Annotated in this window: 15 protein-coding genes; 9 read left to right on the forward strand and 6 right to left on the reverse strand. The window is 65.2% G+C overall.

The annotated features are described in order from the left end of the window. The 6 genes from WFP44_RS07395 (at position 1) to WFP44_RS07420 (ending at position 7,202) form a co-directional block, all read left to right on the forward strand. On the forward strand, positions 1-786 hold the full coding sequence (locus WFP44_RS07395) for a TrbG/VirB9 family P-type conjugative transfer protein (RefSeq protein ID WP_336925957.1): 786 nt from the start codon (positions 1-3) through the stop codon (positions 784-786). A gap of 23 nt (positions 787-809) precedes the next feature. Then, positions 810-1,967 carry a TrbI/VirB10 family protein gene (locus tag WFP44_RS07400; protein WP_336925788.1) on the forward strand — a complete coding sequence of 386 codons (1,158 nt, stop codon included), beginning with the start codon at positions 810-812 and terminating at the stop codon, positions 1,965-1,967. A gap of 11 nt (positions 1,968-1,978) precedes the next feature. Next, positions 1,979-3,004, forward strand: coding sequence for a P-type DNA transfer ATPase VirB11 (virB11, locus tag WFP44_RS07405; RefSeq protein ID WP_336925789.1), 1,026 nt, complete (start codon positions 1,979-1,981; stop codon positions 3,002-3,004). A 131-nt stretch (positions 3,005-3,135) separates the two neighbouring features. After that, positions 3,136-5,325: an RNA degradosome polyphosphate kinase gene (locus WFP44_RS07410; RefSeq protein WP_336925790.1), complete on the forward strand. Its 2,190-nt coding sequence runs from the start codon at positions 3,136-3,138 to the stop codon at positions 5,323-5,325. A 2-nt stretch (positions 5,326-5,327) separates the two neighbouring features. Further along, positions 5,328-6,830 (forward strand): Ppx/GppA family phosphatase, encoded by a 1,503-nt coding sequence (locus WFP44_RS07415; RefSeq protein WP_336925791.1) that lies wholly within the window; start codon positions 5,328-5,330, stop codon positions 6,828-6,830. Between the two features lie 105 nt (positions 6,831-6,935). Next, positions 6,936-7,202, forward strand: a complete 267-nt coding sequence (locus WFP44_RS07420; RefSeq protein WP_336925792.1) for a hypothetical protein — start codon at positions 6,936-6,938, stop codon at positions 7,200-7,202. 256 nt (positions 7,203-7,458) lie between these two features. Here the strand turns inward: WFP44_RS07420 and WFP44_RS07425 are convergent, their stop codons facing one another. Next, the gene (locus tag WFP44_RS07425) at positions 7,459-8,013 is read right to left on the reverse strand and encodes a nuclear transport factor 2 family protein (RefSeq protein ID WP_336925793.1); all 555 of its coding nucleotides are present in this window, start codon (positions 8,011-8,013) and stop codon (positions 7,459-7,461) included. An 82-nt stretch (positions 8,014-8,095) separates the two neighbouring features. Between WFP44_RS07425 and WFP44_RS07430 the strand changes: the two genes are divergently transcribed. After that, complete coding sequence (locus WFP44_RS07430) at positions 8,096-9,505, forward strand: carotenoid oxygenase family protein (protein ID WP_336925794.1); 1,410 nt, start codon at positions 8,096-8,098, stop codon at positions 9,503-9,505. Between the two features lie 13 nt (positions 9,506-9,518). After that, positions 9,519-9,842: a TraR/DksA family transcriptional regulator gene (locus WFP44_RS07435; protein ID WP_336925796.1), complete on the forward strand. Its 324-nt coding sequence runs from the start codon at positions 9,519-9,521 to the stop codon at positions 9,840-9,842. A 64-nt stretch (positions 9,843-9,906) separates the two neighbouring features. Here the strand turns inward: WFP44_RS07435 and WFP44_RS07440 are convergent, their stop codons facing one another. The 5 genes from WFP44_RS07440 to WFP44_RS07460 all read right to left on the reverse strand — a co-directional run bounded on the left by WFP44_RS07440 (position 9,907) and on the right by WFP44_RS07460 (position 15,692). Continuing rightward, positions 9,907-10,134, reverse strand: coding sequence for a hypothetical protein (locus tag WFP44_RS07440; protein WP_336925797.1), 228 nt, complete (start codon positions 10,132-10,134; stop codon positions 9,907-9,909). A gap of 77 nt (positions 10,135-10,211) precedes the next feature. After that, positions 10,212-11,075 carry an alpha/beta hydrolase gene (locus tag WFP44_RS07445; protein WP_336925798.1) on the reverse strand — a complete coding sequence of 288 codons (864 nt, stop codon included), beginning with the start codon at positions 11,073-11,075 and terminating at the stop codon, positions 10,212-10,214. After that, positions 11,072-12,172 carry an NAD(P)-dependent alcohol dehydrogenase gene (locus tag WFP44_RS07450; RefSeq protein WP_336925799.1) on the reverse strand — a complete coding sequence of 367 codons (1,101 nt, stop codon included), beginning with the start codon at positions 12,170-12,172 and terminating at the stop codon, positions 11,072-11,074. Before WFP44_RS07450 ends, WFP44_RS07445 begins: the two co-directional genes overlap by 4 nt. Further along, positions 12,169-13,620: an aldehyde dehydrogenase family protein gene (locus WFP44_RS07455; RefSeq protein WP_336925800.1), complete on the reverse strand. Its 1,452-nt coding sequence runs from the start codon at positions 13,618-13,620 to the stop codon at positions 12,169-12,171. The genes WFP44_RS07450 and WFP44_RS07455 overlap by 4 nt, the downstream gene beginning before the upstream one ends. Before the next feature lie 53 nt (positions 13,621-13,673). Continuing rightward, complete coding sequence (locus WFP44_RS07460) at positions 13,674-15,692, reverse strand: TonB-dependent receptor domain-containing protein (RefSeq protein ID WP_419716504.1); 2,019 nt, start codon at positions 15,690-15,692, stop codon at positions 13,674-13,676. A 191-nt stretch (positions 15,693-15,883) separates the two neighbouring features. On the opposite strand from WFP44_RS07460, the gene WFP44_RS07465 reads away from it, so the two are divergent. After that, entirely contained in the window at positions 15,884-16,456 is a 573-nt protein-coding gene (locus WFP44_RS07465; protein ID WP_336925803.1) for a nuclear transport factor 2 family protein, read from the forward strand.

A 16,456-nucleotide genomic window follows, 5' to 3' on the forward strand; every position in this document is an offset into this window, starting at 1 on the left:
ATGACCCGCGCCATTCTCGCTGCGGCGCTTTTCGCCTCAACCTTCGGCCCGGCCCTTGCGCTGCCTGCTAACGCGCAGGCCGATCCGCGCCTCGTGGTGCAAACCTATGACGAAACGCGCGTGATCCGCGTGCCCGGCCGCGTCAATGTGCAGGCGACGATCCGCTTTGCCGAGGGCGAGACGATCCAGAACGTCGCCATTGGCGATTCGCAGAAATGGCAGGTGACGCCCAGCCGCAGCGCCAATCTGCTGTTCGTGAAGCCGCTCGATGAGCGTGCGGTCACCAATATGACCGTGCTGACCGACCGGCGCATCTATCTGTTTGATCTGGTCGCCAGCCCCGCGCACCGCAACCCGCTTTATGTCCTCAGCTTCATCTATCCCGATGACACGCTGACGCAAGGCGAACTCGCCGCACGGGCGGAGGCCGAGGCGCCTCCGCCGGTCGAAACGGCCAATGCGGATGAACTGGCCGCCGCAATGGATGATTTCGCCGTGCTCGATCCGGCCAGCCTCAATTTCGCTTGGGCGGCCGAAGGCGCGCCTGCTCTGCTTCCCGAAACCGTGTATGACAACGGGCGGGCCACTTTCCTCGCCTGGCCCACCGGCGCGCCGATGCCCGCGATCCTGGTGCTGAACGAGGAAGGCGTGGAAGGCCCGGTCAACTTTGCCGTGCGCGGCGATGTGATCGTGATCGACGAAGTGCCCGCGCAGATCATCCTGCGGGCAGGCGATGCCAGCGCGCGCCTGCTCAACCGGGCGGCTCCCGCCCCTGCCCGCTCGTGACCCGGTAACGAAGGACCAAGCCCATGAAACTTGCGATGCGCCTGCCGGAAAAGAATTCTGCCGCAAGGCAGGACCGTGATCCGCGCGAAGATGCACCGACCGAGATCATCGATCTGGCCAGCCGCACCTCCTATCCCGCCGTTGCCAACCGCAAGGGCCATTCCGATGCGCTGGGCCTTGCCGCAGGCGTCGGGTTCGTGGCGCTGCTGGGCGCGGCAACGCTGTGGGGCCTCAATGCCAGCCGGATGCCAGACGAGGCGGCGCAGGCCCCTGCCGCTCCCGCCGCGGTGCCCCCCGATCAGACCGCGGTGGCGACCCCGCCGCCCGATATCAACGCCCTGCCATCGGCCAATGCGGGTGCGGTACAGCCGGGGACCGAAGCGGGCATGGCAGGGCCGGTGCTGGCGCAGCAGCCCTATGGCGAATACCAGCCGGTGCCCAATACGGTGAACTCCTATGCATCGCCCGTCGTGGTCTATGATGCAGGTGCCGCGCCGGGCGCGGCGCTGGCGGGCGCACCCGGACTTGCAATGCCGAGCGGCTCTGGCGAGAGCGGGCCGATCCCCGGCTCCACCTCTCCGGGTGATTTTGCCGCGCAGATCGGCGGCATTGGCGGCGGCCCGGCCACCGCGCAGCAGAGCTTTGACCCGGCGACAACCGTGGGCCAGGGCACCATGATCCCCGCCGTGCTCGAAACCGCGATCAACACCGATGTGCCCGGATATGTGCGCGCCGTGGTGAGCCAGGATGTGCGCAGTTTTGATGGGAGCCGCGTGCTGGTGCCGCGTTCCAGCCGCCTTGTCGGCCAGTATCAGAGCGGGCTGCAAGCGGGGCAGCGGCGCGCCTATGTCATCTGGACCACGCTGATCCGGCCCGATGGGGTATCGGTGAACCTTGCCAGCCCCGCCACCAGCTTTGACGGCACCGCAGGCCTTGCGGGCGAAGTCGACACGCGCTTCTTCGAACGCTTCGGATCGGCCATGCTGCTCAGCGTGATCGGCGGGCTCACCAGCCTTGCGGGCGGCGGGGCCTCGGTGGTGCTGGGCGGCGGGCAATCGGCCGCGTCCACCGCGGTGCAGCAGGATGGCACGCGCCCGCCCACCGTGCGCGTGCGGCAGGGTGAACCGATCCGCGTGTTCACCTCGCGCCATCTCGATTTCAGCCGCGCGCCGCGCTTGTAAGGGGCAGGTTGATGGCGGCAGAGATTCACCGGCTGAACGATGAGGCCGAGGCGGCGGCGGAAGCCGTGCTGCCTGCGGGCGGCTCGGTCTATCTCGACGCCTATCTCGCGCCGTTCCGGCAATGGCTGGAACGCGACACGGTGACCGAAATCCTCGTCAACCGCCCCGGCGAAATCTGGGTGGAGGATGCCGCGCATCCGGGGATGCAGTGCATCCCTGCCCCGCAGGTCGATGACAAGCTGGTGCAGCGGCTGGCAGAACAGGTTGCGCGCATCAGCCACCAGGGCATCAACCGCGAACATCCGCTGCTGGGCGCAACCCTGCCCGCCGATACCTATGGCGGGGCGCGCGTGCAGTTTTGCGGCCCGCCCGCCACGCGCCGCCATTGGGCGATGGCGATCCGCCGGCACCGCCAGCTTGATCTGCCGCTTGATGCCTATGATGCCGGCCCGCTGGTGCCGCCGCCTGAGGCGGAGATGCCCGATCCCGCGCAAGAGCCTATCGCTTTCCTGCGGGCGGCGATCCGGGCGCGCAAGACGATCCTGATTTCGGGCGGCACCAGCACGGGCAAGACCACCTTCCTCAACGCCATGCTGGGCGAAATCCCGCGCGAGGAGCGCGTGGTGCTGGTGGAGGATACGCCCGAACTGAAGCTGCCCGGCGCCAATGGCGTGGGCCTGGTCGCGGTGAAGGGCGAACTGGGCGAAGCCAAGGTGACGGCAAACGAATTGCTGCAATCGGCGCTGCGCCTGCGGCCTGATCGCATCGTGCTGGGCGAATTGCGCGGCGCGGAAAGCGTGTCCTTCCTGCGCGCGATCAATACCGGGCATCCGGGCAGCTTTTCCACCATTCACGCCAATTCCCTGCGCGGCGCGCTCGAACAGTTGAGCCTGATGGTGATGCAGACCGGCATCGGCCTGACGCGCAGCGACACCATCGCCTATGCCGCCAGCGTGATCGACGTGCTGGTGCAACTGGGCCGCAACGATGGGAAACGCGGCATCACCGCGATTGCGCGGGCGCAGGATCTGCTCTGAAGCAGCAGGCAAAGGCGCAGGCAATGCGTGACAAGAGGCCGGTTTGCCTTGCGCCGGATGGCGGAAATCTGCACATCAGGCCAGCAGAACGACCAGCGACCCCCAAGCAACACACGTGACCAAGGCCCGCGATGACGACGCTCGAAACCCTTTCCGCGCCTGACCGCACCAGCCCTGAACTGCTCTATTTCAACCGCGAGTTGAGCTGGCTTTCGTTCAACGAACGCGTGCTGGCCGAGGCGCGCAACACCGCCTATCCGCTGCTCGAACGGCTGCGCTTCCTGTCCATTTCGGGCAGCAATCTGGATGAATTCGCGATGATCCGCATGGCCGGGCTGGTCGGCCAGGTGCGCAGCGGCGTTGCCACGCTGTCGATCGACGGCAAGACCCCGCCGCAGCAACTGGCCGCCATTACCGCCCGCCTGCGGCAGGTGGAAACACTGCAACAGGCGGCCTTGGAAGAATTGCGCCCGCTGCTGGCGGCGCAGGGCATCCAGATTCGCGGCGGCGATCTGGCCGATCCGCGGGCGGAAGATTGGCTCAGGCAATATTTCATCGATCACATCATGCCGGTGATCACCCCGCAGGCGATCGACCCGGCGCACCCCTTCCCCTTTGTCGCCAATACCGGCATCGGCGTGCTGTTCAATCTGGAGCGGCAGGAGGATGGCAGCCGCCTCGTGGAAATGGTGCTGATCCCCGCCGCCTTGCCGCGCTTTATCCGCGTGCCCGAAAGCGAGACCGGCGGCGATGTGATCTACATGGCGATCGAGCGGCTGATCCAGCGCTTTGCCCCCGTATTGTTCCCCGGCTTCGCCATCCGGGGTGATGGCGTGTTCCGCGTGCTGCGCGACAGCGATATCGAGGTGGAGGAAGAGGCCGAGGATCTGGTGCGCGAATTTCGCACCGCAATCCAGCGCCGCCGCCGTGGGCAGGTGATCGTGCTCGAACTGGACGAGAATTTCGACCCCGAAGCCGAGGACTTGCTGCGCGAGAAGCTGGGCCTGGATCAGGCCTTTGTCACCAAGACGCTGGGGATGATCGGCATTTCGGGCCTTGCTGCCGTGGTGAACGAAGACCGGCCCGACCTCAAATTCACCCCCTACACCCCGCGTTATCCCGAACGCGTGATGGAGCATGACGGCGATTGCTTTGCCGCCATCCGCGAAAAGGACATCGTGATCCACCACCCGTATGAAAGTTTCGAGGTGGTGGTGGATTTTCTGCGGCAGGCGGCGGCCGATCCGGCGGTGGTGTCGATCAAGCAGACGCTCTACCGCGCGGGCAACCAGTCCCCCGTGATCAGCGCGCTGATCGAAGCGGCCGAGGCGGGCAAATCGGTCACCGCCGTGGTCGAACTGAAGGCGCGTTTTGACGAGGAGCAGAACCTCAAATGGGCGGGCGAGCTGGAACGCGCCGGAGTGCAGGTGATCTATGGCTTCATCGACTGGAAGACGCACGCCAAGATCAGCATGGTGGTGCGCGCGGAGGAAGGCGGATACCGCACCTATTGCCACTTTGGCACGGGCAATTACCACCCGGTGACCACGCGCATCTACACCGACCTTTCCTTCTTCACCGCCGATCCCGCCTTTGGCCGCGATGCCGCGCGATTGTTCAATTTCATCACCGGCTATGTCGAACCGCAGGGGATGGAACGGCTGGCGATCTCGCCGCTCAACCTGCGCGAGCGGCTGTATGAACTGATCGATCAGGAAATCGCCAATGCCCGCAGCGGCAAGCCGGCGGCGATCTGGGCCAAGCTCAATTCGGTGACTGAGAAGGGCATGATCGACCGGCTCTATGCCGCCAGCCAGGCGGGCGTGCGCATCGTGTTGATCGTGCGCGGCATCTGCTGCCTGCGCCCCGGCGTGCCCGGCCTGTCCGACAATATCTCGGTCAAATCCATCATTGGCCGGTTTCTGGAACACAGCCGCATCTGGGCCTTTGGGAATGGCGCGCCGCTGCCGGGCGATCAGGCGATCATTTATATCTCCAGCGCCGACGCGATGAGCCGCAATCTCAACCGCCGGGTGGAAACGCTGGTGCCGATCACCAATCCCACCGTGCACGATCAGGTGCTCGAACAGGTGCTGCTCGCCAATCTGCTCGATACCGAACAAAGCTGGCTGCTCGACGGGGAAACGGGCGAATACCAGCGGATCGAGGAAGATCCCGATGCCGAGGATGGCGATGGCAATGGCGTGCCCGGCTTCAACTGCCACGCCTATTTCATGACCAACCCTTCGCTGTCGGGCCGGGGCGGCGCGCTGAAAGACAGCCGCGTTCCGCGCCTCAGCTTGCGCAAGGGCGGGATGTAAGCATGGCATCGCTCAGCAAGCCGCGGGCGATCCCGGTGGATCGCCCCGATCGCGCCGTTATCGATATCGGCTCGAACACGGTGCGCCTGGTGGTCTATTCCGGATCGCGCCGCGCGCCTTCGGTGTGGCTTAACGAGAAGGTGACCGCACGGCTGGGGCGCGAACTGGCGACCAGCGGCAAAATGCCCGACAAGGCGATGGATCTGGCGCTGTCGGGCCTCTCGCGCTTTGCGCTGATCCTGCGCGATCTGGAAGTGGGGGATGTGCAATGCGTGGCCACCGCTGCGGTGCGCGATGCGACCAATGGCGCAAGCTTTCTGGAGCGGGTGCGCGCGCTGGGCCTTTCCCCCCGCCTGCTGTCGGGCGAGGAGGAGGCGCGCTATGCCGCGCTGGGCGTCATCGGCGCTTTTCCCGGCGCGGCGGGCCTGGTGGGGGATCTGGGCGGGGGCAGTATCGAACTGGTCAGCATCGCGGATGGCCTGTGCCATGGCGGGGCGAGCCTGCCGCTCGGCACGCTGCGCCTGCCGGCCCTGCGCACCAAAGGCGAAGCCGCCTTCCGCAAGACGGTGGAAAAGGAACTGGAGGAAACCGCGCTGACGGCGCAGGCGGGCCAACCCATGTATCTGGTGGGCGGCACGTGGCGGGCCTTTGCCGCCTTTGCCATGAATCGCCTTGATTACCCGCTCAGCGATCCGCACGCCTTCCGGCTGGATGCAGAGGAAGCGGTGCGGCTGGCCCGCAAGCTGCTGGATACGCCACCGGCGGAACTGGCCGGGATCAGCGGCATCCCCTCCAGCCGCGCAGGCGGTCTGCCCGATGCCGCCGCGCTGTTGCAGGTGCTGGTGGCGGTGTTCCAGCCCGCATCGCTCATCATTTCCGCCTGGGGCCTGCGCGAAGGCCTGCTGTTCGACCGGCTGGACCCTGCCGCGCGCGAGGCTGATCCGCTGATCGCGGCGGTCACCCATTTCACCGCACCGCGCGGCGGATCGTTGCGCGATGCAACGATGACCGCAGGCTGGACTGCGCGCATCGTCAATCCGCTGGGCAATGGCGCGGAACGGCTGCGCCTCGCCGCCATCCTGCTCGCCAAGGCGCAAACCCGGCTGGAGCCGAATATGCGGCTGAAACATTCGTTCGACTGGGCGATGGACAAGCGCTGGATCGGGATCGACCACCGCGGCCGCGCGCTGATCGGCGCCGCTTTACGCGGGGCCTGCGCCAAGCCCGAACCCACCGCCGACCTGCTGCGCCTGGCAAGCGAGGCAGAACTGCGCGAGGCGGCCGCCTGGGGCCTGGCCTTCCGCCTGTGCCGTCGCATCGGCGCCGGCAGCCGCGCCTCGATGCTCACCAGCCGGCTGGAACGGGAAGGCAGCAAGCTGGTGCTGTGGCTGGATGCAGACCGCGCCCAGCTCGCCTCCGATCTTGTTCGGGCAGATCTGAAAGCGCTGGCGGGCTGGCTGGGCTGCACCCCCGAACTGCGCATTGGCCAACAGGCAAAGGGCTGATCGCCGCTTTTTTGACACTTTTGTGACGGGCCGCAGCTTTGCTTGCCTTGGCGGCGTGAAAATTCTTGTGTGCCGGCTGGGACGGGGCAGGAGTTTTCAAGTTCGATGAGCAACACCATACAGGACAAGGCGCCGCAGGCCGATGCCGCGCCGCTGGATCAGGACGCGCTGGACATTGCCGCGCTCGCCCGCGCGGTGCTGGATCGAAGCATCAGGCCGCGCGCCGCCTCCATCCGCCGCCTTGCCGAAGCCGTGCTCGCCGCGCCCGCTGCCAAGGTGAAAAAGGCCAAGAAGAAGGGGCTAGGCAAGGCCGCAAAGGAAACCCGCAAGGCCCGCAAGCTTGCAAAGATCCCGTCGCGCAAGAAGGGCTGAGAGCAGCGGAACGAGCGGCAACTGGCGCGCAAGGGTCTTTCCTACACCTGCCCCGCCGCGCCACGCCGCAAGCGCTCTTTGACCCGTTCATCCTCGTCGTGCCGCCCCGCCCCCTCCGGCGGTGATCCGCCCAGCTGTCAACTTTGCATTTCGACAGCAAAATGCTGATTTATCGCAGCAATATACACAATGGGCCGGTTGACACGGTGTCAACTTCGACAGGTTTCCAACCGGCCCAAAATCGAGCAGTGCCTGGTCAGAACGGATCGCGCGTCTGTTCGTCAAACGGGCGCGTATCGGCGGGCGGCATTTTATAGGGGGGGCGCTGCGGCAAAGTGCGTTCGCCCTTCCACGGCACCTGATCGACATCGGTCCAGGCGTTCACCGTCAGCCGCCAGAACTTCCACCGCCCGTCCTCGCGCACCAGCCGGTCATCGCGTGTGCCCACGCCGAACACGAAATTGGTGCGGTAATCGGCGTTCCACTGGATGATCTGGAAGAAGCAGCGCACCCGCGCGCCTTCGGGATGCGGGTCCATGATGAAGTGGTTCATCAGATGCTGGCGGCCATACCACCAGTGCTGCCGGTCATACCACAGCTTGCGCAGGTTCGCCCGGATCGCCTCGTGCCCCTGAACCTTCCCCTGCCAGAGATGGTCGAATTCGGCATCGCGGGCAAAGGTGCCAATCGCCTGTTCCTCATCCGCCAAGTCGATGCCCCAGGCGTAGCGGGCGTAAAGCTCCTCGATCTCGGCGCGGTCCTGCGCGGGCATGATCGCGGGCACGCCTTCGGGCCAGCAGCTTTGGGTCATGGCGCATTTGTCTCCCGTCAATTGCCCGCTTGATTTGGGCAGCTATTGCCTCACAACTATCCCCACAAAATGGGAGAGAGCAATGCCGGAGATATTTCACGCTTTTCACAGCTTCGGGCTGCAACAGCGTGTGCCGATGCGGTTTGAAGCCGATGTGTTCGAATGCGAGGTGGAAGGCGAGATTCCGGAGGCGCTTCGCAACGGCGCCTATTACCGCACCGGGGGCGACCGGCTGTTTCCCACGCTGGAGGATGACATCATCCTGAACGGCGACGGGATGTTTTCGATGTTCCGCTTTGAAGACGGGCACGTCTCCTACCGCAGCCGCTTTGTGCGGACAGAGCGGATGAAGGCCGAACTGGCCGCGCGGCGGCGGCTGTATGGCAAATACCGCAACCGCTACACCGATGACGAAAGCGTCTCCAACCTGCCGCAGCGCGACAACACCGGCAACACCTATGCCTTTGCCCATCATGGGGAATTGTTTGCGCTTCGCGAAGACAGCCGCCCTTACCGGCTCGATCCTGAAACGCTGGAAACATTGGGTATCGGCGATTTCGGTGCGCTGGAATCCACCGCGCTCACCGCGCATCCCAAGATCGATCCGGAGACCGGCGAATGGTGGAGCTACGGCGTCTTTGCCAAGGGTGCGCCGACGACCGATGCCAGCCTGCACGTGTTCGACCGCGAGGGGCGGCTGGTGCGCGAACAATGGTTTCACACGCCTTACCCCGGCCTCAGCCACGATTGGGGCGTGACGCGCGAGCATATCGTGCTGCCGATCATGCCGCTGACCGCGGACGAGGCGCGGCTGCGCGATGGCGGGGATTATTACGAATACGATCCCGACCTGCCCAGTATGTGGGGCGTTATGCCGCGCGGCGGCGACCCGGCGCGCGATATGCGCTGGTTCCCCATCCCCGGCATCGTGATGGGCCATGTGATGAACGCCTATTCCGAAGGCGACCGCGTCATCATCGATACGCCGTGCAGCCCCGGCAATTGCTTCTCCTTCTTCAAGGACAAGCACGGCAAGACGCCTGCCATGCCCGAAACGATCACCCAGATCACGCGCATCACCTTTGACCTGTCGAAACCCGATGCCGAAGCGGTGACACTGGAACCGCTGACCGGCGCGCTGGGCGATATGCCCAAGATCGACGACCGCTTTGCCATGCGCAGATACCGCACAGGCTATTTCGCGCTGCGCGATTTTCCCCGGATGGGAATCGGCCAGATTGACTGGGAAACGGGCGAGGTCAAAGCGCAGGATCTGCAGGGCGCCGCCGCGCAGGAACCGGTTTTCGTGCCGCGCAGCCCCGATGCGGCAGAAGGCGATGGCTATCTGCTGGTGGCGGTGGACCGCTTTGCCGAAAAGCGTTTGGATCTGCTGATCCTCGACGGAAACGATGTCAGCCGCCCGCCGCTGGCCACAATCAAACTGCCCTTTGCCCAGCCGATGTGTTTCCACGGCTGCTGGGTGGGGGCCTGAAGGAGAACGACTGATGACCGATACCACCGCCGCCAAGGCTCGCCTTGAAGCGCAACTGGCCGAACTCAAGGGCCGTCTCGCGCGCCTTGAGAGCGAACTGGACGAGGAAGCCGAGAAGGATTGGGACGAACGCGCCAACCAGTTGGAGGACGAGGAGGCCGCAGAAGGCCAGGCGGCCATGATCAAGCGATCCATCGCCTCGACCGAACGCGCGCTCGACCGGATTGCCGCAGGCACTTACGGCGAATGTGCGCAATGCGGGGCGCAGATTTCCGCCGGGCGGCTGGAAGCGCGCCCTGAAGCGTCGCTGTGCATCATTTGCGCAAAGGCGGGTTGACGCACAAAGCGAAACGGGCCGGGGATCTACTCTCCGGCCCGCTTCGTGCTTTTTTCAATCTGGCTTAGTTGCCGTCGCCCGCATTGGGTTCTTCGATATCGATCACCGGCACTTCAACCGTGGCTTCCTCGGTGCGGATTTCGACATCGGCGGTATCAACATCAAACTCCGGCATCTGGCCGCCTTCCACGCTGACTTCGGGCAGTTCGCCTTCCTGGGTCTGCTCCACATCGCAGGCCGAAAGGCCGATCAGGGCGACACCGGCAGCGGCGGCGGTGATGATCTTGTGCATTGGTATTCTCCTTCCCACTGTAGAAAACACTGACTGGGGGATGAACAATGCTGCACCGGTATGGTTCCCGAAGGGGGCTAGCCCGCAACGCGGCGCACAAAACCTGCCACCATGCGCTCCACCTCGCGGCTGTCAGAGCCGATGGAGAGCGCGGGCGACAAGTGGTTGTGCCCGGTCAGGAAATGCATTTCGGGAAAGCGGCCCTTGGTCGCCTGCCACTGGCTGACCACTTGCGCCGCCTGCTGGTGGAAATCATCCGGATCGAATTCGGCCACCGAAAACTGGATCGGCACTTCGCTCGCCAGCAGGCCCGCCAGCGTGCTCGCCACACCCCAGCCGCGCGGGTCGGGGCCGTAATAGGCTTCGGCAAAGGCATTGGGCTTCGCCGTGCGCGTGTCGTAGATGCCGCTCATCAGCACAGCGCCCGCGGTGCCCGCCGCATGATCGCGCCGGTGGGCGAGGTATCCCGCCACATGGGTCGCGCCGGCTGACTGACCGGCCAGCACGATGCGCGCCGGATCGCCGCCATGCGCAGCAATGTGGGCGCGCAGCCAGTCCATCACCAAGACCAGATCATCCGGGCCGGACGGGAACCGGCTGGCAGGAGCAAGGCGGTAGGTAATTGTTACGCCCAAAAAGCCATGCCGCGCGGCAAAATCGCCCATATTGGAATAGAACGGACTGCCTTCGGTATGCTTGTCGCCCATTACGAAGCCGCCGCCATGGACGAACACAAATACCGGCGCGCCCGAAAGGCCATCGCGCGTAAACAGGTCGAGCCGGTGGCGCGCATCGGGGCCATATTCAATGTCGCGCGTCACCTTGGTGGCGGCGGCCATGCCCCGGCTCATGCTCGCCATCAGGCTCTGCGTGCCGCCGAGCATTTCGGGCGTGAGGTCAGGGCCAAGCGCCTGCAACTGGGCGCGGATATCGGGGGTCATTGGGTGTTCTCCATCAGCAGCACGGGCTTGATCGCATGGCCCGCATGGGCATCGGCAAAGGCGCGCTCAATTGCGGCAAAGGGGTAAAAGCTCAGCATCCGGTCAAACGGCAGGCGCCCCTGCCGCCAATATTCGGCCAGCAGCGGCAGGAAGGTCTGCGGATTGGCATCGCCGCCGAGGATACCTCGCAATTGCCGCCCGCCCGCCAGCATGGCGAACATCTGCGGGTTGAAGGGGCCGTGAGGGGCCGCCACAAAGCCGGCGGTGCCGTTCATCGCCAGCACCTCCAGCGCCATAGAGTGAACTGGCGCGGCATTGGTGGTGTTGAAGGTGAAATCCATGCCGCGCCCGGTGACACCCCGGATTGCGGCGGCCAGATCCTCTGCATCGCCCAGGAAGCAATCGGTCGCACCGAACTCGCGCGCCAGTTCGAGCCGGGCGGGATTGAGATCAACCGCCACGATGCGCCTTGCGCCCACCAGCTTGGCCGCCATCACAGCGGACAGACCCACACCGCCCGTGCCGAAAACCGCGATCGTATCGCCAAAGCCGACCTTCAGCGCCGCGATCACGCCGCCTGCGCCCGTTACCACCCCGCAGCCCAGCGGGCCGAGTTTTTCGAGCGGCAAGTCCTTCGCCATCTTCACCGCCGTGCGCACGGGCACGATGGCGTGGGTGGCAAAGCTGGACTGGCCGAAGAAATGCGAGTGGACAGGGCCTTCGCTGCCGCACAGCGCGGTCGATCCGTCGAGCCTTTTTCCGCCAAAGCACAATGGCATGGCCAGATCGCAATAGGTCGGCCGCCCGGCAAGGCAGGACGGGCAGCGCCCGCAGCTGTTACCGGACAGGATCACATGGTCGCCCACCGCGAAGCCGGAAACGCCCTCGCCCAGCTTCTCCACCACGCCCGCGCCTTCATGGCCGAGCACAATGGGTTGCGGGCTGTGCCTGCCGGGATGTTCGTGCAGATCGGTGTGGCAGATGCCGGTGGCGACAAGGCGGATGCGCATTTCGCCGGGGCGCGGCTCCTCCTGCTCCAGTTCGACCAGTTCGGGCGCGGCACCGCCCCGGCCCGACAGCGCAGCGCTAATCTTCATGGCTTGGCCCCCAGATGGTGATCGTTGCGGATATCGGCCACCGCCCCGGTCTGCGTCAGCAGGCTCTTGCGGCGCAGGAAACGGCGCAAGGATTCCGGCCCGATGCGCGGCGCGCCATAGCCCGACCAGCCGAAGCTGTCCGATCCGAAGGTGCGCAGTTTGGCAAAGGTGAGGAAGGTATCCTGCATGAAGATGCCGCCCGCGTTCAAGCGCCTGCCGATGGCCTTCGCTTCCTCTGCCGTGCCCGCGATCACGCTGGCGGTGAGGCCGAAATGCGTATCATTGGCGAGCCTTATCGCCTCCTCGGTATCGCTGTAGGCCATGACGGGGATGCACGGGCCGAAGGTTTCGTCCTGCATGATCAGCATATCGTGGTGCACATGGGTCAGGATGGTGGGGCGCATATAGAGGCCGCCGCCGATATCCTCGACCTCGCCTCCGGTCAGCACCCTGGCTCCCTTGGCCTTCGCGTCCGCAATATGCGCCAGCACGATGTCGGCTTGCGGGCCGTGCGTGAAGGGGCCGATATGCCCGGCGCGCGGATTGTCATGGTTCAGGCGAACCTCGCCCGCCTTTTCCACCAGCAGAGCCACGAAAGCATCGTGGACGCTGTGATGCACATAGACCCGCTCCACCGAATAGCAGACCTGCCCTGTGGCATAGACCGCGCCGCGCAGAACCGCCGTTGCCGCCCGCTCCAGATCGGCGTTTTCGGTGACGATGCAGGGGTCTTTGCCGCCCAGTTCCAGATTGCACGGGATCAGCCGCTGGGCGCAGGCGACCGCCACCTTGCGGCCCGTGGGGACAGAGCCGGTGAAGCAGATCGTATCCGCCTGCTCCACCACCCACTGGCCCACCTCGCCCGGCCCCGCGACATAATCGAACACTTCGGCCAGCTCGGGCACTTCGCGCACGGTTTCGAACAGCACTTCGATCACACGCGGAGTGACTTCCGAAGGCTTGAGCAACACCGCAGAGCCGGCAAACAGCGCGGGCACCGCATCGAGCAGCGCCAGCATCAGCGGCGCGTTCCACGGGCTGATGACGCCAACCAACGGGTAGGCGACGACCTGGCTTTCCACCTCCACCGTGGGCATCGATGTGCTCATCCCCTGCCATTCCAGCGCGGCGAAAGCGCGGGGCGCATCTTCCAGCCAGCCGCCAATATTGGCGCAGGTGATGAAGCCCTGCACATAGGAGGTGTGGCAGCCGCCGGTATCGACCGCGTCCGCTTCGCCAATATCCATGGCGCGCGCTTTCACCGCACCCAACCAGCGGGCTATGACCGCGCAGCGTCCGCCCACGCCCAGCGCTTCCCAGGCGGGTTGGCTGGCGCGCAGCCGCGCGGCCTTCTCGGCAACCACCGCGCTCGTCGCGGGCGTGATTGTGTAATCCACCTGCCCGGTGCGCGGATTGCGCACCGGCAGGACGGCAGCATCAGCGGCCATCGGTCTCTCTCCCCATTTTGCCAAGGTGATAACCGCCTTGGCGCAAGAGGCAATCAGAACCCGTAGCGGACGCCCAGCCAGAAGGTCTGCGGCACGCCCAGATCGATGGAGCCAGCCTGGTTGCGGGTGATGATTTCTGCATCAAACAGATTTTCCACCCGCGCCACGGCGGACAGGCGCCCGGCGATCGGCACTGACGCAAAGAGATCGACCACGGTTGCCGCCTTGAGCAGATCGGTCTCCAGATCATCCTCGAACTGGCCCGACACATGGCGCAAAGTGGCCGCCGCGCGAATGCCCTGCGCGCCGGTATAGCTGGCGGTCACAGTCCCTGAGAATTGCGGCGTCTGCGCAGGGCGGTTTCCGTCCAGCACGGATGCCGCGCCCGTGCCGCGCACCGCAGCATCGGTGAAGGCCAGGCTGGCATCGAGGCCGAAGGGGCCGCTTTGCCAGCCGCCGTTCACTTCCAGCCCACGCGCGCGCACCGCCTCAAGGTTCTGCCTCTGGCGCAGATTCGTGCCGATGGTGACATTGGCGATCGCATTGCGCACCCGGTTATCGAACACAGTCGCGCCGAACCGCAGGCCATCGGTCACCGCAAAATCGATCCCCGCTTCATAGCCTTCCAGCTTTTCGGGCAGCAAGGCGGCATTGGCGTTGGTGGTCACCGGGAACACGGCGAAGGGGCGATAGAGTTCGTTCAGCGTGGGCAGGCGCAGCCCGGTATAGGCCGCGGCGCGCAAGGATACGACCTCGTTCGCCTGCACCACCGCCCCGGCGCGCCAGGTCACCGCCCAGTCGCTGCGATCGGCATATTGATCATCGCGGATGGTCGTGCCCGCCGCATTGACCGCGCGGTAATAACCGTCCTCGATCCAGTAGCGATCCGCCCGCAAACCGCCGGTCAGCGTCAGCGCGCCCAGTTCCAGATCGTTTTCGGCATAGAGGCCCAGATTGGTGTTGACCCCGCCCGCAAACCGGTTCTGTGTCAGCGCGCCGGTGGTGGCATTGAAGGCGTCTTCGAGCAGATTGCCCTCGGCGCGGCGGTAATCCGTACCAAGACGCAGCGTCACCCCTTCGCCCAGCGGCGGGCGCACTTCGATCTTCCCGCCTTGCCCGTTCGCGGGGGTATCCTTCTGGTCCAGCGTCTTGTTGAAGGTGGTTGAGGAAATCACGACATTGGAGAAATTGCGCCACTGCGCATAGGCGAGCGCATCGACCTGCCACGGCCCCCGGCTTACCACACGCAGCGAGATATCCTCGCCCCTGCTGGTGTTGTCGGCGCCGGCAAAGCGCAAGGTCCGCTCGTCATCGAACGCCGCGCCGCGAAGCTGCACTTCGACATCGCCCAGCCGCTGCACCAATTGCCCGCTGACAGACCAGCTGTCATACGCGGCGCGCGCGCTGGCGGGCACGCGCTGGCTTTCGGGCGTAGTCCAGAAACCCTGCCCCCGGTCCCACCGCCCGGCAACCATCGCAAAGCCGTTGCCCACACGCGGGGCAAGGCTGGCGGAAAGCTCGGTCTCGTTACGCTGATTGGCAAGCGCCTGCCCGGTGAACGTGCCCAGTTCCGCGGCGTTAGCGCTGTCGAGTTCAATCGTGCCCGCCAGCGCGCCCGACCCGAACGGGCCGGAACCGCCGCCCCGCGTCACGCGGATATTGCCCAGCCGTTCGGGCGCAAGCGCGCTGAACGGCACATGGCCGAAGAAGGGATCGAGCATGGGCACGCCATCCAGCAGCACCAGCGCGCGGCTGGATGCGTTGCCGCCCAATGCACGCAAAGTCACCCCTTGCGCGGTGGGGTTGGAGGAACGGCTGTCCGACCGGCGGAATTGCTGGAAGCCTGCCACGCGGCCCAGCGCATCCTCCAGCCGGCCGCTGGCCGTGGTGACCAGCTGATCGCGGGTGATATCGACCGTGGAATAGGCCGGCGTGCCGGGGGTCAGGTCAAGGCCGCGCCCGATCACGACAATCCTATTGCGCGCAGGCACATTGGCGGGAACTGCGTCATTTTCCGCCGCGCGCTGGCTTGCGGCATCATCCGCCTGCGTGAACTGCGGCGTGAAATCCATATAGGAATCATCGTTCTGCGCCGCAGCGGGAACGGCGATCATCACGGCGGTGCAGCTTGCGAGCAACAGAAGCTTCATCGGGTTTCCCATCAAATCGACCCACCAAATTGACTTTGTCCGGCGCGCCTTAGCGGCTTCGGCTTGCCCTGTCACCCCGGCTTTGGCAGGTAGGTGGGTGAGGAGAGGGATTCATGCGTTATCTGACAGGCCTTGCCGCAGCGTGCGCGCTAGCAGGCTGCAATCTGGTGGTCGAGGATGATGCGCAGCAGGCCGCTCCACCCGCAGCAGTTGGAGAGAACGCCGTGTCCGCCACCCCGCCCTTGGTTCCCGCCGATCACGAACCGCTGCTGGCCAGCGCCGACCCCCGCCTTGCTGCCAACAAGCGGCTGGTTTACGATATGTATCGGATCGTGCTTCAGGCAGGCCTTGCCGATCGCGCCGGCGAATTCATCCGCACCGATTACATCCAGCACAACCCGATGGCCGCCCAAGGGCTGGCGGGCGTGCAGGAATATATCCGCAACACGCGCCCCGAACGCGAGATCCTGCCCAAGCTGGAATTGCCGATGATCAACATCATGGCGGAAGGCGATTTCGTCACCATCGCCTTTGTCCGGCCCGAAAAGGACAGCAGCGGCGCGACCTATTATTCCACCTGGTTCGATATGTTCCGCATCCAGGACGGCAAGATTGCCGAACATTGGGACCCGATGCTGAAAACCGATACGCCGATTGATCCCAATTCCAAGCGGATCGACAACTGA

The sequence above is a fragment of the Alteraurantiacibacter palmitatis genome, from assembly GCF_037154115.1.
In the GTDB taxonomy this organism is placed as follows: Bacteria; Pseudomonadota; Alphaproteobacteria; order Sphingomonadales; family Sphingomonadaceae; genus Alteraurantiacibacter; species Alteraurantiacibacter palmitatis.